At 60.8% G+C, this 21,522-nt stretch carries 24 protein-coding genes, 1 tRNA gene and 1 pseudogene; 17 read left to right on the top strand and 9 right to left on the bottom strand.

Going from position 1 to position 21,522, the window contains the following annotated elements; translation table 11 throughout:
• Window positions 1-73: 73 nt before the first annotated feature.
• Window positions 74-778, bottom strand: coding sequence for a response regulator transcription factor CtrA (gene ctrA / locus QM780_RS01500; protein WP_415068713.1), 705 nt, complete (start codon window positions 776-778; stop codon window positions 74-76).
• A 674-nt stretch (window positions 779-1,452) separates the two neighbouring features.
• On the opposite strand from ctrA, the gene QM780_RS01495 reads away from it, so the two are divergent.
• Both QM780_RS01495 and QM780_RS01490 read left to right on the top strand, forming a co-directional pair.
• Window positions 1,453-1,833 carry a flagellar export protein FliJ gene (locus QM780_RS01495; protein ID WP_415068712.1) on the top strand — a complete coding sequence of 127 codons (381 nt, stop codon included), beginning with the start codon at window positions 1,453-1,455 and terminating at the stop codon, window positions 1,831-1,833.
• 217 nt (window positions 1,834-2,050) lie between these two features.
• Window positions 2,051-2,737 carry a hypothetical protein gene (locus QM780_RS01490; protein WP_415068711.1) on the top strand — a complete coding sequence of 229 codons (687 nt, stop codon included), beginning with the start codon at window positions 2,051-2,053 and terminating at the stop codon, window positions 2,735-2,737.
• A 73-nt stretch (window positions 2,738-2,810) separates the two neighbouring features.
• Here QM780_RS01490 and QM780_RS01485 read toward each other — a convergent pair whose 3' ends face one another.
• The gene (locus QM780_RS01485; protein ID WP_045836900.1) at window positions 2,811-3,089 is read right to left on the bottom strand and encodes a DUF1153 domain-containing protein; all 279 of its coding nucleotides are present in this window, start codon (window positions 3,087-3,089) and stop codon (window positions 2,811-2,813) included.
• A 453-nt stretch (window positions 3,090-3,542) separates the two neighbouring features.
• Between QM780_RS01485 and mnmA the strand changes: the two genes are divergently transcribed.
• The 4 genes from mnmA (at window position 3,543) to QM780_RS01465 (ending at window position 6,331) form a co-directional block, all read left to right on the top strand.
• Window positions 3,543-4,721 (top strand): tRNA 2-thiouridine(34) synthase MnmA, encoded by a 1,179-nt coding sequence (mnmA, locus tag QM780_RS01480; RefSeq protein WP_415068710.1) that lies wholly within the window; start codon window positions 3,543-3,545, stop codon window positions 4,719-4,721.
• Between the two features lie 41 nt (window positions 4,722-4,762).
• Window positions 4,763-5,500 (top strand): class I SAM-dependent methyltransferase, encoded by a 738-nt coding sequence (locus QM780_RS01475; protein WP_415068709.1) that lies wholly within the window; start codon window positions 4,763-4,765, stop codon window positions 5,498-5,500.
• A gap of 136 nt (window positions 5,501-5,636) precedes the next feature.
• Window positions 5,637-5,713 (top strand) — tRNA-Met (locus tag QM780_RS01470).
• A gap of 207 nt (window positions 5,714-5,920) precedes the next feature.
• Window positions 5,921-6,331: a hypothetical protein gene (locus QM780_RS01465; protein WP_415068708.1), complete on the top strand. Its 411-nt coding sequence runs from the start codon at window positions 5,921-5,923 to the stop codon at window positions 6,329-6,331.
• 22 nt (window positions 6,332-6,353) lie between these two features.
• On the opposite strand, the gene arfB is transcribed toward QM780_RS01465, so the two are convergent.
• Both arfB and QM780_RS01455 read right to left on the bottom strand, forming a co-directional pair.
• A complete protein-coding gene (arfB, locus tag QM780_RS01460) occupies window positions 6,354-6,773 on the bottom strand; it encodes an alternative ribosome rescue aminoacyl-tRNA hydrolase ArfB (RefSeq protein WP_415068707.1) in 420 nt (139 codons plus the stop codon).
• Between the two features lie 7 nt (window positions 6,774-6,780).
• Window positions 6,781-7,152, bottom strand: a complete 372-nt coding sequence (locus QM780_RS01455; RefSeq protein ID WP_415068706.1) for a glyoxalase superfamily protein — start codon at window positions 7,150-7,152, stop codon at window positions 6,781-6,783.
• A gap of 353 nt (window positions 7,153-7,505) precedes the next feature.
• On the opposite strand from QM780_RS01455, the gene QM780_RS01450 reads away from it, so the two are divergent.
• A complete protein-coding gene (locus QM780_RS01450; RefSeq protein WP_415068705.1) occupies window positions 7,506-7,805 on the top strand; it encodes a hypothetical protein in 300 nt (99 codons plus the stop codon).
• A gap of 63 nt (window positions 7,806-7,868) precedes the next feature.
• On the opposite strand, the gene QM780_RS01445 is transcribed toward QM780_RS01450, so the two are convergent.
• Window positions 7,869-8,765: a branched-chain amino acid aminotransferase gene (locus QM780_RS01445; protein ID WP_415068704.1), complete on the bottom strand. Its 897-nt coding sequence runs from the start codon at window positions 8,763-8,765 to the stop codon at window positions 7,869-7,871.
• Window positions 8,766-8,961: 196 nt separating this feature from the next.
• Between QM780_RS01445 and QM780_RS01440 the strand changes: the two genes are divergently transcribed.
• The 3 genes from QM780_RS01440 to QM780_RS01430 are packed head-to-tail and all read left to right on the top strand — an operon-like array spanning window position 8,962 to window position 11,713.
• Complete coding sequence (locus tag QM780_RS01440) at window positions 8,962-9,549, top strand: MarR family winged helix-turn-helix transcriptional regulator (protein ID WP_415068703.1); 588 nt, start codon at window positions 8,962-8,964, stop codon at window positions 9,547-9,549.
• A complete protein-coding gene (locus QM780_RS01435; protein WP_415068702.1) occupies window positions 9,549-10,253 on the top strand; it encodes a response regulator transcription factor in 705 nt (234 codons plus the stop codon). The genes QM780_RS01440 and QM780_RS01435 overlap by 1 nt, the downstream gene beginning before the upstream one ends.
• A gap of 47 nt (window positions 10,254-10,300) precedes the next feature.
• Window positions 10,301-11,713, top strand: a complete 1,413-nt coding sequence (locus QM780_RS01430) for an ATP-binding protein (RefSeq protein ID WP_415068701.1) — start codon at window positions 10,301-10,303, stop codon at window positions 11,711-11,713.
• 247 nt (window positions 11,714-11,960) lie between these two features.
• Here the strand turns inward: QM780_RS01430 and proC are convergent, their stop codons facing one another.
• The 3 genes and pseudogenes from proC to QM780_RS01415 all read right to left on the bottom strand — a co-directional run bounded on the left by proC (window position 11,961) and on the right by QM780_RS01415 (window position 13,859).
• Complete coding sequence (proC, locus tag QM780_RS01425; RefSeq protein WP_415068700.1) at window positions 11,961-12,788, bottom strand: pyrroline-5-carboxylate reductase; 828 nt, start codon at window positions 12,786-12,788, stop codon at window positions 11,961-11,963.
• A gap of 45 nt (window positions 12,789-12,833) precedes the next feature.
• Window positions 12,834-13,331, bottom strand: a complete 498-nt coding sequence (locus QM780_RS01420; protein ID WP_415068699.1) for a YbjN domain-containing protein — start codon at window positions 13,329-13,331, stop codon at window positions 12,834-12,836.
• Between the two features lie 266 nt (window positions 13,332-13,597).
• Window positions 13,598-13,859: pseudogene (locus QM780_RS01415) on the bottom strand (accessory factor UbiK family protein).
• Window positions 13,860-14,038: 179 nt separating this feature from the next.
• Here QM780_RS01415 and lgt point away from each other — a divergent pair.
• From lgt to QM780_RS01390, 5 genes are all read left to right on the top strand, one after another.
• Complete coding sequence (gene lgt, locus QM780_RS01410; protein WP_415068698.1) at window positions 14,039-14,878, top strand: prolipoprotein diacylglyceryl transferase; 840 nt, start codon at window positions 14,039-14,041, stop codon at window positions 14,876-14,878.
• On the top strand, window positions 14,875-16,011 hold the full coding sequence (locus QM780_RS01405) for a class I SAM-dependent methyltransferase (protein ID WP_415068697.1): 1,137 nt from the start codon (window positions 14,875-14,877) through the stop codon (window positions 16,009-16,011). The genes lgt and QM780_RS01405 overlap by 4 nt, the downstream gene beginning before the upstream one ends.
• 19 nt (window positions 16,012-16,030) lie before the next feature.
• Entirely contained in the window at window positions 16,031-16,813 is a 783-nt protein-coding gene (pgeF, locus tag QM780_RS01400) for a peptidoglycan editing factor PgeF (protein WP_415071956.1), read from the top strand.
• Between the two features lie 204 nt (window positions 16,814-17,017).
• Window positions 17,018-18,070, top strand: coding sequence for a hypothetical protein (locus tag QM780_RS01395; RefSeq protein ID WP_415068696.1), 1,053 nt, complete (start codon window positions 17,018-17,020; stop codon window positions 18,068-18,070).
• Between the two features lie 178 nt (window positions 18,071-18,248).
• On the top strand, window positions 18,249-19,184 hold the full coding sequence (locus QM780_RS01390; protein WP_415068695.1) for a ribose-phosphate pyrophosphokinase: 936 nt from the start codon (window positions 18,249-18,251) through the stop codon (window positions 19,182-19,184).
• Between the two features lie 68 nt (window positions 19,185-19,252).
• Here QM780_RS01390 and QM780_RS01385 read toward each other — a convergent pair whose 3' ends face one another.
• Window positions 19,253-19,663 (bottom strand): Fur family transcriptional regulator, encoded by a 411-nt coding sequence (locus QM780_RS01385; RefSeq protein ID WP_415068694.1) that lies wholly within the window; start codon window positions 19,661-19,663, stop codon window positions 19,253-19,255.
• 283 nt (window positions 19,664-19,946) lie between these two features.
• On the opposite strand from QM780_RS01385, the gene QM780_RS01380 reads away from it, so the two are divergent.
• Window positions 19,947-20,684, top strand: coding sequence for a 50S ribosomal protein L25/general stress protein Ctc (locus QM780_RS01380; RefSeq protein WP_415068693.1), 738 nt, complete (start codon window positions 19,947-19,949; stop codon window positions 20,682-20,684).
• Window positions 20,685-20,792: 108 nt separating this feature from the next.
• Complete coding sequence (gene pth / locus QM780_RS01375; RefSeq protein WP_415068692.1) at window positions 20,793-21,521, top strand: aminoacyl-tRNA hydrolase; 729 nt, start codon at window positions 20,793-20,795, stop codon at window positions 21,519-21,521.
• Window position 21,522 lies beyond the last annotated feature (1 nt).

Raw genomic sequence — 21,522 nt, 5'->3', positions numbered from 1 at the left:
TACGGCCCCAAAAACACGACAAGGGCCATCATGGCCCTTGTGCGCGGATAGAAAATTTCGTGAGCGTCTTGGATCAGGCCGCTTCCGAGCCCGACCCTTCGTGTCCCGGATCACGCAGAACGTAACCGCGGCCCCACACCGTCTCGATGTAGTGCTTGCCGCCCGTCGCCGCCTGCAGCTTCTTGCGCAGCTTGCAGATAAACACGTCGATGATCTTCAGCTCCGGCTCGTCCATGCCGCCGTAGAGATGATTGAGAAACATCTCTTTCGTCAGCGTCGTGCCCTTGCGCAGCGAGAGCAGCTCGAGCATCTGGTATTCCTTGCCCGTCAGATGCACACGCTGATTGTTGACGTCGACCGTCTTGGTGTCGAGATTGACGCGAAGATCGCCCGTCTCGATGACCGACTGCGCATGTCCCTTGGAGCGGCGCACGATCGCCTGGATACGCGCAACGAGCTCGTCCTTGTGGAACGGCTTCGTCATGTAGTCGTCAGCGCCGAAGCCGAGACCGCGAACCTTGTCGTCAATACCGGCCAGACCCGAAAGGATGAGAATTGGCGTTCCGACCTTCGCCACGCGAAGAGTTTTCAGAACTTCGTAGCCGCTCATGTCGGGAAGATTCAAATCGAGAAGAATGATGTCGTAATCATAAAGCTTACCGAGATCGACGCCCTCTTCCCCAAGGTCCGTCGTATAAACATTAAAACCTTCCGACTGCAGCATAAGCTCGATGCTTTGCGCCGTGGCACTATCGTCTTCAATGAGTAGAACCCGCATGACCGTCCCTCTGGTGCCCTATCCGATCCGTGTCCGCGCTATGTCTGCTCTTTGCTCAAAGTGAACGCACTACAGTCGAGCTAAGCGATCGTTAGGAAGTTAGCGACGAGAGGTTAACAAACCCTAATCCGCGTTAGCCATTTCATCATGCAGTTGGCACGCCGGCACAAACCGGCCCCTACCGTGGATGATACGGCTTTCACGTTCGCAGGTCACGCGCCGTCGGTCGCGGGGCCAAGCAACCCCGTTCGCGCCAAAGCATGGCCCGCCGCAGAAATAGAATTATAAGAACTGCCCCTCTCGACCCGCCAACAGATCCTAAGCGAAGCCTTTCGCCGGGGCGCCCACCCCATTGATTGGCCTATACAATCGCTTCGCAACCCGCATACGGCTCGAATCAAGAGCTAACAGAATTCGCGTCTTTGCCCTAGACGCATCTGGGCTAAAATCTGCCCCCAAACGAAACGATGCATCAGAATTAGTTACGCGTTGCTTTACCGCAACTTAAGTGCAGAATGTTATTTAGAGTATTGGGAGCCAAAAGCGCTGTTGCAACGCAGCGTTTCGGCCAAGTTTAACGCATTTCTTCCTGGTTGCTACAACGGCGACGCCCTATCATCTGCTGGCACGCTTCTTGAGTAACAAGGGTTCGAACGAGTTTGGGGTATCGAACGATGAAGTCACGTGAGACGGCCATCCGCCTGAAGCGTCGTGAAGTGGAAGAGAAGTCGAGAAAGGTTGACGATCTCGAGCGAATTATTCGTGAATTCGACCAAATGGCCGCCGATCTCGAGCGTCAGATCCAGCTCGAAGAAGACCGCACCGGCATCCGCGACCGTGGTCACTTTTCCTATTCGACATTCGCAAAGGCCGCTGCCCAGCGTCGCGACAACCTTCGCCAATCGACGGAAGGACTTCGCGAAAAGCTCGCCGCTGCCGTCCGTGAGCGTGACGACACCGTCGAACAGTTTTCGCGCGCATCCGAGCAGTCGGCGGCCATGGACGACCCCCGTGGCCGGCGCGAGCGCCCGCTCGGCTTCACGGCCCTTCGCTAAATCGTTTTAGCCGGGCCTCATCTCCAGCCGGGAGATGACTGAAATATCGTGGTTTTAAGGCGGTGCCCGAAAGGCGCCGCCTTTTTCGTCGCAAATTCTGTTGGCTTTTCGGTTGCAGCCGCCGCCGCCCCCTTGCCGAAATCCGGCGCGGCGGGCACGAGTCTCGACGGAGTTCGGTGCCGGTTATTGATTCGCTTGGGCTGCCACATGGGGGAAAATGTTGGTTCGCCGTCTATCGAGCATGCTCCCGGCGCTTGTCGCTGCGGTCGCGGTGTCGGCTTGCGCCGGCAACGGGCCGCAATTGCCGTCGCCGAGCATGCAAGCGACGTCCGGAACCCTGACGCCGGAAACCGTTGCGTCGGCTGAGCCCACTCCGCCGCCCCAGGGCATGCCAGGAAATGCAGAAGAACCACCGGGCGTTCCGATACTTGGCGCCGTCGGCTCGGCGACCGACATTTATTCGCACATCGCGCGGGGCGCGATGGCCTGCTGGTTCGCCGTCAACGGCCCCTTGAAAAAAGATTATATCTTCCACGCCGCGGCCGACGCGCCTTCACGAGGCGGCAAGGCGACCGTTACGATTCATCAGCGCGATCCGACGCAGCCCAATCCGCGCGGAGCCAAAGCCTACATCGTCGATATTCAGCCGACCGGCGAATCTTCGGCCAGCGTCAGAGCCGAGAACCGCAAGATGTCGGAGGCCTACGCAACAGCAATGACCGACGATATTTCGCGCTGGTCGAAGGGCGAAGAAGGCTGCACCGGTCCGAAGACCGCGGCCGGCTGGGCACCGGCGCCGGTCACAGCGACGGCCGCCGCATCGAAACCCACCAAAAAAGCCAAAGCGAAACCCAACGCCGCGAAAGCGAAGTCCGCGTCGTCTCAGCCCGCTGCTCAACCCTGATGGGCATCGATCGGACACGACAAAGCGGCCTGCATACGCAAGCCGCCGCTTTAGCTCTGACAGGAACGCGAGGTCAGTCGCGATAATCCTGCAGGCGCGTCGCCCGGAGACCCGGAAGTCCGTGCTTGTCGATGGAACGCTGCCACGACAGGAACTCGTCGACGGTTAGCGTATATCGCTCGCAGGCCTCCTCGATGCTGAGCAGACCGCCGCGCACGGCAGCGACCACTTCAGCCTTGCGGCGGATGACCCATCGTTTTGTATCCCGCGGGGGAAGATCTGCGACTGTGAGCGGAGACCCATCGGGTCCGATCACATAGCGCCCGCGCGCTCTCATCTGCTGTTCGGTCATGATACTCGATACACACTCTTGACCACGGGGAACTTATAACCTGTTTGCGATTAAATTAGCACTAACCCATTGAGTGAAAAAGACTTAAACGGGCGTGCCAATTTCACCATTGCCGCCACCGAATTAGGGCGCCGTTGAGGCAAACCGTATCGATGCGGGGCAATCGCTAACCACACAGCCGTAAGAGCTAAAAACGGGCCAACACGGGCCTCCGAACGACACACTCGCCTTGCCGACCGCCGATTTGAGAACTATTGATTACCGACCGTCGACATCGCTTTGGATCTTTCCAGGCTTGGCCAAAGCAATGATCTGAAACTGTTCAATCTTTTTAAGGAAAGCGGCATTTGGATGATGTTGTAGGGGCTCTTTGAAGCGCCTCTGCCGAAGCCTCTGAAGCCCTGTTTGACCTGGATGACCGAACCTCGAACGACATTTGCCGACCGCGGCACAATGCCTGAGCCTGCACTGGCGACCGCAGCGCGCAAGCGCGTTGTCGTGGCCATGTCGGGCGGCGTCGACAGCTCGGTTGCCGCCGCAATCATGAAGGCCGCTGGCCATGACGTCATCGGCGTCACCCTCCAGCTTTACGACCACGGCACCGCGACCGGCAGGAAGGGTAGCTGCTGCGCCGGCCAGGACATCCACGATGCGCGCCGCGTCGCCGAAGCTCTCGACATCCCGCACTACGTTCTCGACTACGAGACGCGCTTCGCCGCTAAGGTGATCGAAAGCTTCGCCGAAAGCTACGTCGCCGGCGAAACGCCCATCCCGTGCGTCACCTGCAATAACGAGATCAAATTCCGCGATTTGCTCGATACCGCCAAGGATCTCGGCGCGGAAATTCTCGTCACGGGGCATTATGTGCAGCGCCTTGAGACCAAGGACGGTCCCGTCCTCGCCCGCGCCGTCGATCCCGATCGCGATCAGAGCTACTTTCTGTTCGGCATCACCAAAGAGCAGCTCGCATCGCTCTGGTTCCCTATCGGCGGCATGAACAAATCCGACGTGCGCGAACTTGCACGCTCGTTCAATCTGCCCGTCGCCGACAAGTCGGACAGCCAGGACATCTGCTTCGTTCCGACTGGGAAGTACACTGACGTCATTGAACGTCTGAAGCCGAGCGCGCTCGATTCAGGCAACATCGTTCACCTCGACGGACGCATCCTCGGCCGGCACGACGGCATCGTTCACTACACGGTCGGCCAGCGCCGCGGCATCAAGATCCCGGCCGCCGAACCGCTTTACGTCGTTCACCTCGACGCCTCCCGCAACGAGGTGATCGTCGGACCCCGCTCGGCGCTGACGACGACAGGGCTTATGCTGCGGAACGTCAATTGGCTCGGGGAAAAGCCTCTTGAAACGCTCGCAGACGCCGGATTGCCCCTTTATGTTCGCATGCGTTCGTCGCAGAAGCTCCGCCCTGCAGTGCTCCAAATTGAACAAAATGGCATGGTCAGAGTTGAACTTCATGACGGCGAGGAAGGTATTGCGACCGGTCAGGCGTGCGTGTTTTATGCCGACGACGGCACGGAAGGACGAGTTCTCGGCGGCGGCTGGATCGCGAAAACGATCAAGGCAAATACTGCCGAACTTGACGTGGCGACGACGATGGCCGGGTTGGGACGCTAGGACATCGGGCAAAACTGTTTGCGGACTGATGGAGATCGGCAGTGAGTGACAACAAGCCTTCGAGCTTCCGCGCCGCGGCCGTGCGCGCGGGAGAACAGAAAAGGCGCTCCGAACCCAAGATCGTTCAACTCGACGAAGGGCAGGTTCGCGATGCCTACCGCCGTTGGGCTCCGGTCTATGACTACACCTTCGGCGCCGTCTCGACTGCCGGGCGCCGCCATGCCGTCGAGATCATCAACGGCGGAGCCGGGCGCGTCCTCGAAGTCGGTGTCGGCACGGGCCTTTCTCTTCCGAACTACAAAAAGCATCTCGATATTGTCGGCATCGATCTCGCGCCCGAGATGCTGGAGAAAGCGCGTGAGCGCGTAAAGACCGAGAACCTGACCAACGTCTCCGGCCTTCATGAAATGGACGCCGGCAACCTTTCGTTCCCTGACAACACCTTCGACACCACCGTGGCGATGTACGTCATCACCGTCGTGCCCGAGCCGACGAAGGTCATGCTCGAACTGGCCCGCGTGACGAAACCTGGCGGTGAAGTCATGCTCGTCAATCACTTCAGCCAGGAAGAAGGCGTTCGCGGTTGGGTCGAACGCCAGATGGCGCCCTTTGCCGATCTCGTCGGCTGGCACTCGGTCTTCGACGTCTCGCGCGTCATGGTCTGCCCCGATCTGAAGCTGATGGATCGCAAGGCGCTGCGCCCCTGGGGCATCTTCACAATGATGCGCTTCCGCAAGGAAAAGGACGCCGCAACTGTTCGCCCGGAAGCCGCCGAATAGAAACAAGCATGCGCGCCGACTGCGTTGCGTCGGCAATCCGCGTTTGCAATGCCGGCGTGACGGTGCGCTGTGTTGACAGGAAGGCGCGGCGCTCCCTATAGACGGTCCTTCGCCGGCGGCGCGCCTGCCGGGCTGTGGCGGGATAGCTCAGGTGGTTAGAGCGGCGGTCTCATAATCCGCAGGTCGGCGGTTCAAGTCCGCCTCCCGCTACCAATCTTCAAATCCATTTTCTCGCCTCGAATGCTGCCGGCGGATCGCACTATCCGTCTGATTTATGACAGTTATCCTGCACCTCGGCGCCCCTCGCGTTGATGACGATGTCAGCTTGGCGCGAGCTTCAAAGGTTAACAAAACATTGTTCTAGAAAGAGATGAAGTCGCGCAAAAGGCCCGCGTACGCCCTGCCCCCATAGGAGCCCGCATGTCCGTTTCACCCGTCGGCAACTCAGACGCCTATGCACGCTATCGCCAGCAGGCCCTGGATCTTCTGGCTTCGCCGTCACAGCCCGGCACACAGGCTCAGCAGACCACCGCTCCGTCGTACGTCGCGCCGCAGAGCTGGACCGAGCAGTCTTCGTCAAACTCGTTCACGACCAAATTCAAAGCCGACCTGACGAGCCTCAATTCCTCGCAGGATGGCAACTCGCGCCCGCATCCCGCACACGGCCACCACCATCAGTCCGCTTCGCAAACCGACCCGACAACGAACGAGGCTGATGCCTCCGCAACAACGACGAACGCATCGACGACGACCGACGCGCTTAGCCAAGCGCTCGACGAATTCGCTGATTTACTGAAGACCGCCGCCGGCATCGCCTCGATCATCGTCTGACGTCGGCGCGCCTGCCTGCCACTCAGTCGAAATCGACTTTGCGGCTGCGCATTTTCTTGACCTTGCCGCGTACGGTCTTTGCTTTCATGCGCTCCTCGCGTGCCCCACGCGACGGCTTGGTCTTGATCCTTGGTTTGGGCCGCAACAGCGCTTTTTCCACGAGTTCGACGAGGCGTGCGCGGGCATCGGCGCGGTTCTGCTCCTGGCTGCGAAAGCGATCTGCCTGGATGACGATGATACCCTCGCCTGTCAGCCTGCGCCCTGCGAGACGCTTCAGTCGCTCGCGTGCGAATTCCGGGATCGACGTGTTCGATGCGAAGTCGAAGCGCAGCTCGACCGCGGTCGACACCTTGTTGACGTTCTGCCCGCCCGGCCCTGACGCCCTGACGAACCGCTCCTCGAGTTCAGACTCGTCGATGTCGACCGTATTCGACACGCGCATGCCAATCTCAGCCTTTCTTGATCGGCGAAAAGAACATCAACCGATTGAAGAACGGGTCGAGCACTTTGATCTCGCGCGTGTCCCACGGCATCTGCTCAATGCCGGGGCGCATGTATTTGTAGCCCTTCGCCATGATCTCTGCGTGATAGCCGTCGATGTCATCGACCGCAATTCTCACAGCGCTGCCGGGCGAAGCATCACCGTGATGTTCCGAGAGATGGAGCACCGCCCCGCCCCGGGAAACTTGCGCATAAAGCGGCATGCCAGGCTCGAAGCGATGTTCCCAATCGAGCTTGAACCCGAGAAAACCCAAGTAAAATTCCTTGGCCTTCGCCTCGTCGAAAATTCTCAAAATCGGTACTGCGGGCAAAAATTGCATGCCGAAACTCCCATTTTGCCCCGGCGAGAGGCGAGCGAAAAACGTTAACAACACCGCTAAGATGCGTTAATAACGTGCCACAACTATTGATTGAGACTTGAGCTGCGACATATGATGCTTTCTCATCATCAAAGATAAAAATAGGGAACGATCAGTACGCCAATCGAATTGGACTTTTCGCGCTGCAAAAGTCGCGGAATTCGGCGCTCTGCCATCGGCTGCACGCAATTTAACGATCTTCTTAACGAAGCATTGAAGGCGGCCGGCTTAGCGTTTGGGGCAATCGCACACCCAAGCTGAAATGGCTGGATGTGAGGAGAATCAGATTAAAGGCGAGTGTCAGGGATATCGCCATGCGAACCGTTTCGACTGCGGCAATACCGACGATCGATCGCCCCAAGCGCGTTGGGGAGAGGTCAGGTTCTGCGCGCTTGGTGGGTGTCGCAATCGCCTCTCTCATCCCTGCGGTGTTCTGGAGCGCAATTATCGAACTAGGCGCAGCTTGGCTCGGCAAACCGCTTTCCTCCGCCACGATTGCCGTCATCGGCATGGCCATCGCGCTTTTCCTCTTCGCCGTCTGCGCTCCGCTGATGCTCCGCAAGCCGTCGGCGGAAGTCGAGACACGTGTCCGCACCGCTAAGACCAGCGCCTAGCAGGCCGAAAAATCCCTTCCTCATCGAACGTTCGCGCTGCAAACAAAACGGATGATTGCGGCCTTACTCGGCCGCAACCCGCTTCTTCGGCTTCACCATTTCCATGTAGTCGTGAAGCAGCGTCTCGGTGATCGTGCCCGGCTTGAACTTGTGCTGCCCGATCTCGGAAACCGGCGTTACTTCTGCAGCCGTTCCCGTGATGAAGCACTCGCTAAAGCTTGCCAGCTCTTCCGGCATGATATCGCGTTCGACAACCGTTATACCGCGTGCCTTCGCAAGCCCTATCACCGTCTGACGCGTGATGCCGTTCAGGAAGCAGTCGGCGGTCGGCGTATGAATGACGCCGTCCTTGACGAAAAAGACATTGGCGCCGGTGCATTCCGCCACGCGTCCCTTCCAATCGAGCATCAAGGCGTCGGAATAGCCGGCGCGCTCGGCGCGGTGTTTCTCGATCGTACAGATCATGTAGAGGCCCGCAGCCTTGGCCTTCGATGGCGCGCACGCCGGATCCGGCCGGCGATAGACGGCATTGGTGATGCGGATGCCCTTCAACCGCTGCTCCATGGGGAAATACGAGCCCCAATCCCAAGCGGCGACCGCAAGGTGAATTTTAGAGTTCTGCGCCGAGACGCCCATCTGTTCGCTGCCGCGCCATGCCACGGGGCGGACGTAGCAATCCGACAGCTTGTTGGCGGCGACCACATCGCGGCACGCCTGGTCGATTTCCGCGACGGTATACGGAATCGTAAAGTCGAGGATGCGGGCGCTTTCGACCAGCCGCTCCGAATGCTCGGTTAACTTGAAGATTTCGCCGTCGTATGCCCGCTCGCCTTCGAAAACCGAGCTGCCGTAATGCAGGCCGTGCGTCAGGACATGGACTTTAGCGTCGCGCCAGGGGACGAGTGCGCCGTCCATCCAGATAAACCCGTCGCGATCGTGAAAGGGAATAAGGTCGGCCATCCCAGTGTTATCCTTCCTGGTGTTTATCGTTGGCGATCATGAAGCGCCGGTGTATGTCGCGCGATCCGATGCGGCAAGCAACTCGAAATGACCGGAAAATCCGGTATTTTCAGCGCGCCGCGTCAGAACTTGGGACCTGCAGGACAAGCCAGCAATTTGGCTTGCAACAGAATACAATCAAGGCCAATAAGTCAACATGACTGACATAACGTCAGAAGGTCCGGCGGACCACCGCGACGCAGCTGTACGACAGCCCTCCCCCGCAGACGACGGGCGCCGCTTACCGAGCGCCGACCTGATCGCGTGCATCGAGCTTTTTTACTTCGCTTATCGCGGCTTCACCTGCGACCCCGACACCATTCTCGAGCAATATGGTTTTGGCCGCGCACACCATCGGGTTTTGCATTTCGTCCATCGCAATCCATGCCTGAAGGTTGCGGAATTGCTCGACATTTTAAAGATCACGAAACAGTCGCTGGCGCGTGTCTTGAAGCAACTGGTAGATGAAGGCTTCATCATCCAGAAGGCGGGAAACGAGGATCGCCGCGAACGCCGCCTTTACCTGTCGGCAAAGGGCGCGCGCTTGACCGATAAACTGACACAAATCCAGGCCAAACGGATCGAGGGCGCTCTCGCCGAGATCGGATCGGGATCCGACGAGGTCGCAAAGAACTTTCTATTTGCGATGATCGCCGAGAAGGACAGGCCCCAGGTCGAAACCCTTATCCGAAGGCAGCGCACGTCGCCTGCCGCTGAACCTGATTGCAACTCACGAGATCTCTGATGGCGCAGGACCGAACCGAGCCTCTGGCCGATAATGCCCCGCACATCCTCGTCGTCGACGACGACCAGAAAATCCGGGGACTGCTCGGCCGCTTTCTTTCAAGCAACGGCTTCCGCGTGACGGAAGCCTCCGACGCCGCCACCGCTCGCGCGTTCATGCGCGGGCTGGCGTTCGATCTGGTGCTGCTCGACGTCATGATGCCGGGCGAAAGCGGTCTCTCGCTTGCACGTGACCTGAAGCTGACGCGCCCGGTGCCGATCTGCATGCTGACTGCGCTCGCGGAAGCCGAAGATCGCATTTCCGGCCTCGAAGCCGGCGTCGATGATTATGTCTCGAAGCCTTTCGACCCGCGCGAACTGCTGCTCCGCGTGCGCAACATTCTTCGCCGGGGCCAGGCGCAAACCGCGCCGCGCGACGAAATCCGCATGGGCGGCTGTGTTTTCAACATCACCCGCGGCGAACTCAAACGTGACGATGAAGCGATCAAGCTGACGGAACGCGAGCGCGATCTGCTGCGCCTCTTCTCCCAGCGCATCGGCGTTGCCGTTCCACGTCACGAGCTTTCCAGCGACGACAGCACCGGCAGCGAGCGCGCAATCGACGTGCAGATCAATCGACTGAGACGCAAGATCGAGGCCGATCCTTCGAACCCGGTCTATTTGCAGACGGTTCGTGGCAAGGGCTACATCCTCTACACCGATTGACCGCAGCAACGCGCGCACTCTCGCGAACCCAGGACGGATTGCACCTGATGGCCGTTGTGCCTGAAACGACACCGGAGGACGGCGGCCTCGCCGCGCGGTATCGGCGTTTTCGCGAGCATCCGATCGTGCTGCGCATCCTGAGCCTCGGCGGAGAGATGCTGCCGAAGGGCCTTTATGCCCGCGCCCTTCTCATCATCATCACGCCAATCGTCGTTCTCGAAGGCGTCATCGCCTTCGCCTTCATGGAACGCCATTGGCAGGCGGTCACGCGCCGCCTTTCGGAAGCGACGGCGCGCGACATCGCCGCCGTTATTGAAATCTACCAGGAGATCGGAAAGACCGAGGGGCCGCAAAAGATCATCGATCTTGCCCGCGAACGCTTGAATCTTTCGATGGAAGTTCTGCCCAACGGCGACCTGCCGCCGCCAGGCCCGAAGCCGTTTTTCCGCCTGCTCGACCGCGCCCTTTCGAACGAATTGCGCAAGCGCGTGCAACTGCCGTTCTGGATCAACACGGTCGGCGATCAGAACGTCGAAATCCGGGTCAAGCTCGACGATGCGATCTTGCGCTTCGTCGCGACGCGCAGCCAGACGTACGCTTCCAACTCGCATATCTTCCTGCTCTGGATGGTCGGATCCTCCGTCATTCTGCTGACCGTCGCGATCCTGTTTCTGCGCAACCAGATCCGGCCGATCCTCAGGCTCGCGGACGCTGCCGACGCTTTCGGCAAGGGCCGCGGCATCCCTGAAGATTTCCGTCCGCGCGGCGCCCGCGAGGTCCGGCAGGCCGCGCTAGCCTTCCTTCAGATGCGCGACCGCATCAAGCAGCACGTTGAGCAGCGCACGACCATGCTCGCAGGCGTCAGCCACGATCTCAGAACGGTTCTGACCCGCTTCAAGCTCGAACTCGCTTTGCTGGAAGACACGCCCGAGACCAGAGCGCTCTCCAGCGACGTCGACGAAATGCAGCACATGCTCGAAGACTATCTGGCCTTCGCCAAGGGCGACGGCGGCGAGGAAGCGAAACCGACCAATCTGAAAGAGCTGCTTGAAGAGATCGTCGACGACGCCTCGATCTATGCCTGCACGATCGACCTCAAGATCCGCAAGAGCAAGGGCGACATCGTCCTGCCTCTCAAACGACAGGCGCTAAAGCGCGCCATCATGAATCTCGTGACCAATGCCGCGCGTTTCGGCGACCGCGTCATCATCCGCGTCGCACCCGAAGGACGCTGGGTCCGCATCGAAGTCGATGACAACGGCCCCGGCATTCCCGAGGACGAGCGCGAGAACGTCTTCCGTCCGTTTTACCGTCTCGATCACGCCCGCAATCAGGACGAAGGCAACAGCGGATTGGGCCTCGTCATCGCCCGCGATATTGCCAAGAGCCACGGCGGCGAGATCGCTCTCGGCGAAAGCTCGATGGGCGGTCTCCGCGCGATTATCTCCTTGCCGCAGTAGGAAAATTTCCTTTCCGACGTCCGTCGGGTTGACGCGCAAACACGTCCTTGTGATTTGACTGTTATGTTATGAAGTTACACTCTGATGGCATCGGTTCTGGCACGGTTTCCCGTCCGACTTCGGCAAGGTGTCCTCCAATGCCTGCAGTCACTAGGATCGATCGTTCCGCACGCTTGTTTCGGGTCGCCAACCCATCGGAACGCAACAATAGGGCCGCGAGCCTCGGATAGATCGGATCCCAGCCTGGTCAACGTCCGAGCTCGCGGCCACGCTTTTGTGCCGCCAGCACTGCTTCCGTCATCAGGTCCTTGAGGCCGTTTTTCTCGCGCATCAAAATGGCGAGCGCCGCCGCTGTCGTGCCGCCCGGCGACGTCACGTTCTGCCGCAGCGTTGCCGGATCCAATCCCGATTGATGCAAGAGTTCACCCGCCCCCGACACCGTCGCGCAGGCAAGCCGCTTGGCCGTTTCCGCATCGAGTTCCGCGGCGACCGCGGCATCGGCGAGGGCTTCCGCCAACAGGAAAACATAAGCCGGGCCTGAGCCCGATACCGCGGTCACCGCGTCGATCAGGCTCTCGTCCGGCACCCACACGACGTCTCCCACCGCGCGCAGAAGGCTCTCGCAGATGTCCTTCTGCGCCGCCGACGTATGCGAATTCGCGACCGCGCCCGTAATCCCCCGCCCGATCGCAGCCGGTGTGTTGGGCATGGCACGCACGACAGCCGTGCCGACGGGCAAATGCCGTTCGAAACTTGCAATCGTCTTTCCCGCCGCAATCGACATGACGACCGTGTCGCGCCCGGCGATCTTCGCCAGCGGCGGAAATACGTCCTCCATAACCTGCGGCTTGACCGCGACGACGATCACGGCCGGCGACCGCGACTGCGGTTCAATCGTCGTCGCCGATTTGATCCCGTGCGTCTTCGCCAACTCTAGCGCGGCTCCGGACAGGTGCGGCTCTTGAATGATGACCTGCGACGGATCGAGCCCGCGCTCCAGCCACCCGGCGAGCATGGCGGCGCCCATTTTGCCTGCACCCGCAAGCACGACGGAACCGTTGAGTTTGAGAGCCATGACCCGGTCACCTTGGAAAGCGGCCGGGAAAGGAAACGCCCCGGCTTAAGCCTGCCCTTGCGTTTCGAACATCGTCGACACCAGAGCTTCGCGGCTTTCCTTACCTGCCCACACAACGAACTGGAAGGCCTGGTAATAGCGCTCGCAGCCCTCGAGCGCGGCTTTCAGCATCGCCTCGCACTGCCGCACCGTCGCGACCGCCCCATTGAGCAGCAGCGCATGGCGGAACATGACGAGGCCTTCCTGCGTCCAAAGATCGAAGTGGCCGAGCCATAGTTGTTCGTTGATCTGGGCGATCAGGCGGTACATCTCGGTCAGGCGGTTTTCCGGCACGCGGAAATCGAACGCGCACGCGAGGTGCAATGCTTCGAGATCGTCGCGCCAGTTGATCGAGATGTGATAGTCGGCCCAGGTCCCGGCGACGATCAGCGTCATCTCTTCATCGCTCGCGCGCTCGCACGGCCAGTCATGCCCATGGGCAAGTTGCTCGATCAGATCGATCGGATTGAGAACGCGGTCAGAACCCTGTTCCGCAACTGCCATTGATATCGCTCTCCACTCTGCCGCGCGCCGGGATGGCCACGAAGCAACGGCGCAAGTTAAGCCCCACGATGGCGCCGCTTTCGTGCTGCTGCGCCGGACAAAACCAGACGCCCCTGCGAGTCGCAAGCTGACCCGGCGGACCGGAAAATCTTGTCCACGGTCAAAGTGGCAAAGCGCTGGCAAAACAGAGTCTAATAGCCCTCACGCCCACGATTGCTGGTGAAAAGCCACCGAAGCTGTGGATGCCGCCGCGCGACCCCGTCACCCTATGGCGAAAGCTTCGCGATCCGGGCTTCGAGCACCGCGATGCGGGCAGCGAGCGCCTCGTTCTCCTGACGCGCCTTCTGCGCCATTTCGCGCACCGCTTCGAAATCCTCACGAGTTCACGACATTCATGTCGCGCAGAAACTTCTCTGCCTGTCCGCGGAAAATCGCCTCGGTTTCCTTCTTGAAGCCGTCTGCCGCACCCGCCGCGTCCGTCATGAGCTTGGCAAAGTCGTCGAAGAATTTGTTTGTCGTCTGGGTCATTTGCGATCTCGGATAAGGGGTTTGTTTCAACTATGGCGATTGGCGCCCATGGCTGCAAGCATACGGCGCCGTAACCTTCGCCGCGCCCCTTATCGTCTTGACATTGCAGAAGGGTTCCCAAACAACGCACCCCGGCCGGATAATGCTGGTCGATCGATACGGCCATTTGCGGAGAGCCAATGACGCCCCTCGCCTTGCTGACCTACCCCGATATCGATCCCGTCGCGATCCACCTGGGTCCCGTATCCGTCAAATGGTACGGCCTATCCTACATGGCCGGGCTTTTGCTCGGCTGGTATTATATCCGAAAGCTCGTTTCGACGCCGCGCCTCTGGTCGGGCGGCAATCCTCCCCTGACCCTGGAACGGATCGACGATCTTCTCTTGTACATGACGGGCGCGATCATCATCGGCGGTCGTCTGGGCCAGGTGCTGCTCTACGATCCTGATTTCTACTTCTCCAACCCTGCCGAGATCTTCAAGGTCTGGAAGGGCGGCATGAGCTTCCACGGCGGCGTCATCGCTTGCGCCCTCCTGATCATCGCCTTCGCCAACATCTACAAGGTATCGGCCCGATCGGTCGCCGACCTCGTCTGCGCATCGTCTCCCTTTGGGCTTTTTTTCGGCCGCATCGCCAATTTCATAAATTCCGAACACTGGGGCCGCGTCACCGACGCATGGGTCGGCATGGTCTTCCCCAACGGCGGCGACAACCCGCGCCATCCGAGTCAACTCTACGAAGCAGCCCTTGAAGGCATCGTGATGTTCATCATCATCCGCATTGCCACGCACCACTTTTTCACGCTCAAGCGACCGGGGCTCACGACCGGAATTTGGATGATATGGTACGCCATCGCGCGCAGCTTCTCGGAAATCTTCCGTGAACCGGAAACCTATAATCTCATGAACATCGGACCGTTCACCGCCGGCCAGCTTTACTGCGTGCCGATGGTCGTTCTGGGAATCTATCTGATCTGGTCTGCTCGCAAAAACGATGAGCCCGGAAAGGCCCCGGTGTGAGCAACAGCGAGGCACGGCGAGATACTCCGCTGGCTCGCCGGATCAAGGAAAAGATCCGCCGCGACGGCCCGATGACGATCGATACCTACATGTCGGCATGTCTTTGGGATGCCGAGCACGGTTATTATCGCCGCCGCCAGGTTTTCGGCGCCTCCGGTGATTTCATCACCGCCGCCGACATCTCCCAGGTCTTCGGCGAACTGCTCGGCGTCTGGGCGGGTGTCGTCTGGCAGGGCGTTCTCGCCGCTCCAAACCCCATTACGATCGTCGAATACGGCCCGGGACGCGGCACCATGATGCGAGACGTGCTTCGCGCCGCCCGCATCGTCCCCGGCTTCTCCAGCGTCGCCCGCGTGCACCTCGTCGAGGCCAGCGAAGCGCTGATCGAAATGCAAACCGAGACGCTTTCCGATTTCAAAAACCTTCTGAGCTGGGGACGCGAACTCGACGAATTCAATCCACCCGCGATTATATTCGCCAATGAATTCCTCGATTCCTGGCCCGTCGCCCAGTGGATCAAGACGCCGAAAGGCTGGCGCATTCGTGCCATTACGCTCGATGCCAACGGCGAGTTGCAGTTTGCTGCCATCGACGGCGATTGCCCGCGCGAAGCCTTCGAGGCCCTTCTCCCCGACGCGCCGCCCGGAACCGTCATCGAAACCCAGCGCCTCGATCAACTCGCCGACGCGCTGCAAGCACTTGCCGAGCGCGGTCCGATCGCCTTCCTGATGATCGATTACGGTCACACGACCCCGGCCGCCGGAGACACCCTGCAGGCCGTCCGCAATCATAAGTACGAGTCGCCTCTGACCTCTCCCGGCGAAGCCGACCTCACCGTCCACGTCAATTTCTACGATCTCGCCTCGACCCTGCATCGCGCTGGCCTCGCGCTCGACGGCCCGGTGACACAATCGGAATTTCTTGGCGCCCTCGGCATCGTCGAGCGTGCCTCGCGGTTGATGTCGGCCAATCCGGCCCGTGCCTCGGAAATCGAAACGGGAGTCGCTCGCCTCCTCGCCCCGAATGGCATGGGATCGCGTTTCAAGGTGCTCGCCGCACGATCCGCAGGGTTGCCGTCGCTCCCAGGCTTCAGCGCCTCGCGTGCGCCGAGCGCGGCTGCGGGGCCAGCATGACGAAGGCCAACACGCCATGATGCTGAAGCCCGTCGAAGCGCAGAACCTCGCAGGCGTGAAGGGCATTCGTCACGGCTTCTTCACGCGCGAGGGTGGCGTCTCAACCGGACTTTACGCCAGCCTCAACTGCGGCTGGGGATCAAGCGACGATCAGCAAAGCGTGACCGAGAACCGCCACCGGATCGGCCAACACCTCGGTTGCGACGAGAAATTCGGCGGCGGCGTCGTCACGCTCTACCAGGAGCACGGCACGACGGCGCTTGAGGTCACGGAAACACCCTCACGTGCCACCCTCCCGCACGCCGACGCGGTGATCTCGCGAACGCCAGGGCTCGTAATCGGCATCCTGACCGCTGACTGCGCTCCTGTCCTGCTCGCGGACGCCGAAGCTGGCGTCGTGGCAGCCGCCCATGCCGGCTGGCGCGGCGCGATCGACGACATCATCGGCAGCGCGGTCACGGAGATGGAACGCCTTGGCGCGCGCCGCGACTGCATCGCCGCAGCCATCGGACCCTGCATCAGCCAGGCCGCCTACGAGGTCGGCCCCGAATTCGAAACAACGTTCGTTGAACGAGACCCGGCGTTCAGCATGTTCTTCAGCCATCCGGCGCTTGGCGCGCGGCCTCATTTCGACCTGCCGGGCTTTGTTGCGATGCGGCTTCGCCAAGCCGGCGTCGGCAGCATCGACGACGTTGCGCTCTGCACCTGCAAGAACGAATCGCTTTTCTTCAGCTACAGGCGTAAAACTCACGTCGGGGAACTGGATTATGGCCGTCAAATCTCCGCCATCGTCGTGGCTTAACGGCACAATCCACAGGGAAGTCCGAGGCAACGCCTGCGTTTACACCGGTCGATAACAGTTTCGCCGAGCGCCCGTCTGGACGGGCAGTTCGGGGCTGATCTAGAGGGAATAGGTCAGTTCCGGTAGTAATCAGAGGAGTTCAGGCCGCGGGGGTAAGGAGTTCCGGCCGCCGGGAAGTCGCGGTTGGATAAGGGGGGACGTCGAGTGGCGACCTTTTGCTCTGCTTGGGTGCGCGAGCGCCGAACACGTCTTTGGACGATCGGGTCAATTCTTTTGGCGTCGATCGTAACCGCTGGGCTCTCCGGCTGCGGATCGACACCGAACATCCTGGGCGGCGGCACGCCTTCGTCCCAGACGTCGCTGGCAATTCCGACATCTCCGTCGGCATCGCCCACGCAAAGTGCCAAGCTTCAGATCGCACCGGTCATCGGTTCGCCTGAGAACGTCGCGCGCGATATGCAGTCGCAGCTCGCATCCGCCATCGGCCGTGAGGGCCTGACGGTCGTCACCGCTGGCAACGAGACCGGTGAATACGTCGTGCGCGGATACGTTGTCGCCGCACGCGAAAAGTCCAAGGCCAAGATCTCCTACATCTGGGACGTGACCGATCAGAGCGGCAAGCGCGTTCATCGCGTCACCGGCGAGGAAGTCGTGCCGGGCGCCGGAAAAGATCCTTGGTCTGCCGTCACACCGGCTGTCATCGGCAGGATTTCCGACAAGACGTCGAAGCAGATCACGAGCTGGATCGCGACCGGCGGCAGCGTTCCCGTCGCCTCTAACATCAACACCCAGTCGACCAACGTCGCCGCAAACGCGCCGCCGCCGAAACCATCGTCGATCGCAACTGCTTCGACCGAGCCGGCGGCCCCGACTACCGGCAGCATAACGTCTTCCGGTCCCGTATCCGCCGTCGTGCCGCTCGTAACCGGGGCTCCCGGCGACGGCAGCTCGACGTTGACCTCCGCAATCCAGCGCGAACTCTCGAAGAATGGCCTGAAGCTCTCAACCGTACCCGACTCTCAGGCTTATAAGGTCGTCGGCAAGGTCGCGATGGGCGCCAGCAAGGATGGCAAGCAGCCTATTCAGATCGATTGGAACGTCATCGACCCGTCCGGCAAAAAGCTTGGCACCGTGTCGCAGAAGAACGAAGTGCCCACCGGATCTCTCGACGGGGCTTGGGGTAAGACAGCCGACGCCGCGGCTGCGGCCGCCGCACAAGGCATTATCAAGCTGTTACCAGCGAAAAGCGTTGAATAACCAAACGCTCGGCCGGGGCTTCCCCTGGCTGCACCGGTATGGATAACCCTGGGCCCGGACGGTTGAATCGTCCGGGCCCAATTGCTACAAGCCCGCAAATGATAAGGTTTCTGGAGCGCAAATGCCTTTCGATTCCAAGGGTGACTCCCGGAACCAGGACGGCCGAGGGAAGCTGGGCGTGAAAATCGTTGCAGGAAACAGCAATAGGCCCCTCGCCGAGGCGATCTGTTCCTATCTGAAGTTGCCGATGGCCAAGGGCCAGGTGAAGCGCTTCGCCGACATGGAGATCTTCGTCGAGATCCAGGAGAACGTCCGCGGACAGGACGTCTTCGTCATTCAGTCGACGTCCTTTCCCGCCAACGACAACATGATGGAGCTTTTGATCCTCCTCGACGCGCTGAAACGCTCGTCAGCCCGGCGGATCACCGCGGTCATTCCCTATTTCGGTTACGCCCGCCAGGACCGCAAGCCTGGGCCGCGCACGCCGATCTCAGCCAAGCTCGTCGCCAACCTGATCGAGCGCGCCGGCGCCGATCGCGTTCTGACGCTCGATCTCCACGCCGGCCAGATTCAGGGCTTCTTCGATATTCCGACCGACAATCTCTTCGCTGCGCCGGTCATGACGCGCGACATCGAAGAGCAGTACGGCAACACCGACGATATCGTCGTCGTCTCGCCCGACGTCGGTGGCGTCGTCCGCGCCCGCGCCCTAGCCAAGCGCATCTCTGCCCCGATCGCGATTTGCGACAAGCGCCGCGAGCGCCCCGGCGAGAGTGAAGTCATGAATGTCATCGGCGAGGTCGACGGTAAACGCTGCATCCTGATCGATGACATCGTCGACTCCGGCGGCACGCTCGTGAACGCCGCCGAGGCTCTTTTGAAGAATGGCGCGACCGAAGTCTCCGCCTACATTTCGCACGCCGTGCTATCGGGCGGCGCCGTAAGCCGCATCCAGAATTCGCGGCTGAAATCGCTCGTCATCACGGATTCGATCCTCCCGACCGAGGCCGTGAAAGCCGCGCGCAACATCCGCGTCATCTCGATCGCCCCCCTTATCGGCGAGGCGATCCTCCGCACGAGCCGCGAAGAAAGCGTCTCAAGCCTCTTCTACTAGGCTTTTCCCAACACACCCTCGGCCCGAACCCGCACTGGCCGCCATTGGCGCTGTTTCGTCGCCCGGCGTCAATCGTGACCGGCCGTGCAATCCCCGCAGCGGCCGCGAATTTCCATCGTCATCGAACGAATATTGAAATCGTTCTTGCCCGCCCAGGTCTGCAGGCTTTTCACCGCCGCCGGGCTATCGAATTCCTTCACGGTTCCACAGGAGTTGCAGATCGCGAAAACGGCTTTGCCGCTGTGGTGGGGATGATCGCACGCGACAAACGCATTAAGGCTTTCGAGCCGATGCGCCAGCCCGTCGTCGATCAGACGTTGCAGGGCCCGGTAAACGGTCGGCGGTGCACTGACGCCTTTGGCCCGCACCTGCTCGATCAGCTCGTAGGCGCTCACCGGTTTGCCGACGCCGCGCAGCGCTTCGACGATGATCTTGTCCTGGTCGGCCGCGCTCCGGCGTTTGCTCGGCTTTTTGATCATGGGTTCGGGGCTCTCCGGCGACCACAACAGGCGGCTGAACGCCGCGATTCCAGTTTATCTGCCCCAATATGATGATTTTTCTGGCACCTTACCAGTGCGGAGCCGCGAGTTGCATGGCGAAATCTCGCCTATACGGCCGTTGCGCGTCCCGGCAACCCCAGGTATACACGCGCCATCTCAAGAAAGACTTTCCTGAGACGCCGCCCGGCACCCTTGGAGGCCGGCAAGCGGCTTTTGGCTCTTCTGATAGGCAGCAGAGCCTTTAACACTCGGAGACGATGCCATGTCTGAGCTCATCACGCTCAAGGCTACGGCGCGCCCGCGTGCCGGCAAGGGGGCCGCACGCCAAGCTCGCCGCGATGGAAATGTGCCCGCCGTCATTTACGGCAACCAGGAAACCCCTGAGACCATCAACCTCGAATACAACGAACTGTGGAAGCAGGTCCTGCGCGGCCACTTCACCTCGACCGCGATCGAACTCGACGTCGAAGGCAAGAAGCACATCGTGCTCGCCCGCGACGTCCAGGTTGACCCGGTCCGCGATACGCCGCTGCACGTCGACTTCCAGCGCGTCGGCAAGGACGGCGTGATCCGCGTCTCGATCCCGGTGCACTTCGTCAATGAAACGCTGTCGCCAGGTTTGAAGCGCGGCGGCGTCCTCAACATCGTGCGCCACGACGTCGAGGTTTTCTGCCCCTACGACAAGATCCCGCGCTTCTTCGAAGTCAATCTCGAAGGCATGGAAATCGGCCGCTCGATCCACATTTCGGCTGTGGCCATGCCGGAAGGCGTCTCACCCGTTATCAAGAGCCGCGACTTCACGATCGCCACGATCGCCGGCGCCCTGAAGGGTGACGACGAAGCCGCGAGTGCGGCCACCGATGCCGCCGCCGCTCCGGCTGCGGACGCCAAGGGTGCTGCTCCTGCCGCCGGTGCCAAGGCCGCTCCCGCGGCTGCTGGCAAGGCTGCTCCGGCAGCGAAGGCTGCCGCTCCGGCCGCCAAACCCGCCGCGAAGAAGTAAGAACCCAAGGAGCCGGCGCGATCATCATTTGATCGCGTCGGTCTCGACGTTGGCTGTTCGCCCCTTCCGGCCGGCTCCCCGGAGGGGAGTCGGAAGGGGCAATCGAAAATGAAGCTCTTCGTCGGCCTCGGTAACCCGGGCGATAAGTATCGCGCCAACCGCCATAACATCGGTTTCATGGCGGTCGACCGGATTGCCGACCGTCACGGCTTCGGACCTTGGCGCAAGAAGTTTCAAGGCCTCATGTCGGAAGGCACGATCGGCGGCGAGCGCGTCACGCTCCTGAAGCCCGAAACCTACATGAATGAAAGCGGTCGCTCTGTCGGCGAAGCCCAGCGCTTTCTCAAAATTCCGCTCTCCGACGTCTACGTCTTCCACGATGAACTCGACCTGGCGCCGGGCAAGGTTAAGGTCAAAGTTGGCGGCGGCAATGCCGGTCACAACGGCCTGCGCTCGATCACTGCCCACATCGAAAACGATTACAAGCGCGTACGCCTCGGCATCGGTCATCCGGGTTCGAAAGACGCGGTCGTCTACTACGTCCTGAACGATTTCGCGAAATCCGAGCGCGGCTGGCTCGACGCCCTGCTCGATGCCGTCTCCGATGCCGCCACCTATCTCGCAAAGGGCGACGATGCGCGTTTCCTAAGTGACGTCGCTCTCAAATCCCAGAGCGAACAGGATAAACCCGAGAGCGCACCGCAGCAGCCTCGTCCGCAACCGAAGGCATCGGCGCCACACCCTGCCGGTGAACGCGCGTCCAAACGTCAGTCTGCGCTCGCCGAGAACTTGAAAAAATGGCTCAGCTCGCGAAAATCCGGCGACGAAAACCGCTGAG

Origin of the sequence: Hyphomicrobium sp. (genome assembly GCF_047600905.1) — a bacterium.
Lineage (GTDB): Bacteria > Pseudomonadota > Alphaproteobacteria > Rhizobiales > Hyphomicrobiaceae > Hyphomicrobium_B.
The sequence above is the reverse complement of the archived record's forward strand: the minus strand, read 5'-3'. Positions and strand labels throughout refer to the sequence as shown.

Bases quoted from the DNA above. Each gene is read 5' to 3' on its own strand.
- QM780_RS01385 (WP_415068694.1), bottom strand. From the start codon at position 19,663: ATGATCAAAAAGCCGAGCAAACGCCGGAGCGCGGCCGACCAGGACAAG.
- QM780_RS01445 (WP_415068704.1), bottom strand. From the start codon at position 8,765: ATGGCCGACCTTATTCCCTTTCACGATCGCGACGGGTTTATCTGGATG.
- pgeF (WP_415071956.1), top strand. From the start codon at position 16,031: ATGCTGAAGCCCGTCGAAGCGCAGAACCTCGCAGGCGTGAAGGGCATT.
- mnmA (WP_415068710.1), top strand. From the start codon at position 3,543: ATGCCTGAGCCTGCACTGGCGACCGCAGCGCGCAAGCGCGTTGTCGTG.
- QM780_RS01430 (WP_415068701.1), top strand. From the start codon at position 10,301: ATGGCCGTTGTGCCTGAAACGACACCGGAGGACGGCGGCCTCGCCGCG.
- pth (WP_415068692.1), top strand. From the start codon at position 20,793: ATGAAGCTCTTCGTCGGCCTCGGTAACCCGGGCGATAAGTATCGCGCC.
- arfB (WP_415068707.1), bottom strand. From the start codon at position 6,773: ATGCGCGTGTCGAATACGGTCGACATCGACGAGTCTGAACTCGAGGAG.
- QM780_RS01465 (WP_415068708.1), top strand. From the start codon at position 5,921: ATGTCCGTTTCACCCGTCGGCAACTCAGACGCCTATGCACGCTATCGC.
- QM780_RS01435 (WP_415068702.1), top strand. From the start codon at position 9,549: ATGGCGCAGGACCGAACCGAGCCTCTGGCCGATAATGCCCCGCACATC.
- ctrA (WP_415068713.1), bottom strand. From the start codon at position 778: ATGCGGGTTCTACTCATTGAAGACGATAGTGCCACGGCGCAAAGCATC.
- QM780_RS01455 (WP_415068706.1), bottom strand. From the start codon at position 7,152: ATGCAATTTTTGCCCGCAGTACCGATTTTGAGAATTTTCGACGAGGCG.
- QM780_RS01490 (WP_415068711.1), top strand. From the start codon at position 2,051: ATGTTGGTTCGCCGTCTATCGAGCATGCTCCCGGCGCTTGTCGCTGCG.
- lgt (WP_415068698.1), top strand. From the start codon at position 14,039: ATGACGCCCCTCGCCTTGCTGACCTACCCCGATATCGATCCCGTCGCG.
- QM780_RS01380 (WP_415068693.1), top strand. From the start codon at position 19,947: ATGTCTGAGCTCATCACGCTCAAGGCTACGGCGCGCCCGCGTGCCGGC.
- QM780_RS01450 (WP_415068705.1), top strand. From the start codon at position 7,506: ATGCGAACCGTTTCGACTGCGGCAATACCGACGATCGATCGCCCCAAG.
- QM780_RS01495 (WP_415068712.1), top strand. From the start codon at position 1,453: ATGAAGTCACGTGAGACGGCCATCCGCCTGAAGCGTCGTGAAGTGGAA.
- QM780_RS01440 (WP_415068703.1), top strand. From the start codon at position 8,962: ATGACTGACATAACGTCAGAAGGTCCGGCGGACCACCGCGACGCAGCT.
- QM780_RS01485 (WP_045836900.1), bottom strand. From the start codon at position 3,089: ATGACCGAACAGCAGATGAGAGCGCGCGGGCGCTATGTGATCGGACCC.
- QM780_RS01420 (WP_415068699.1), bottom strand. From the start codon at position 13,331: ATGGCAGTTGCGGAACAGGGTTCTGACCGCGTTCTCAATCCGATCGAT.
- proC (WP_415068700.1), bottom strand. From the start codon at position 12,788: ATGGCTCTCAAACTCAACGGTTCCGTCGTGCTTGCGGGTGCAGGCAAA.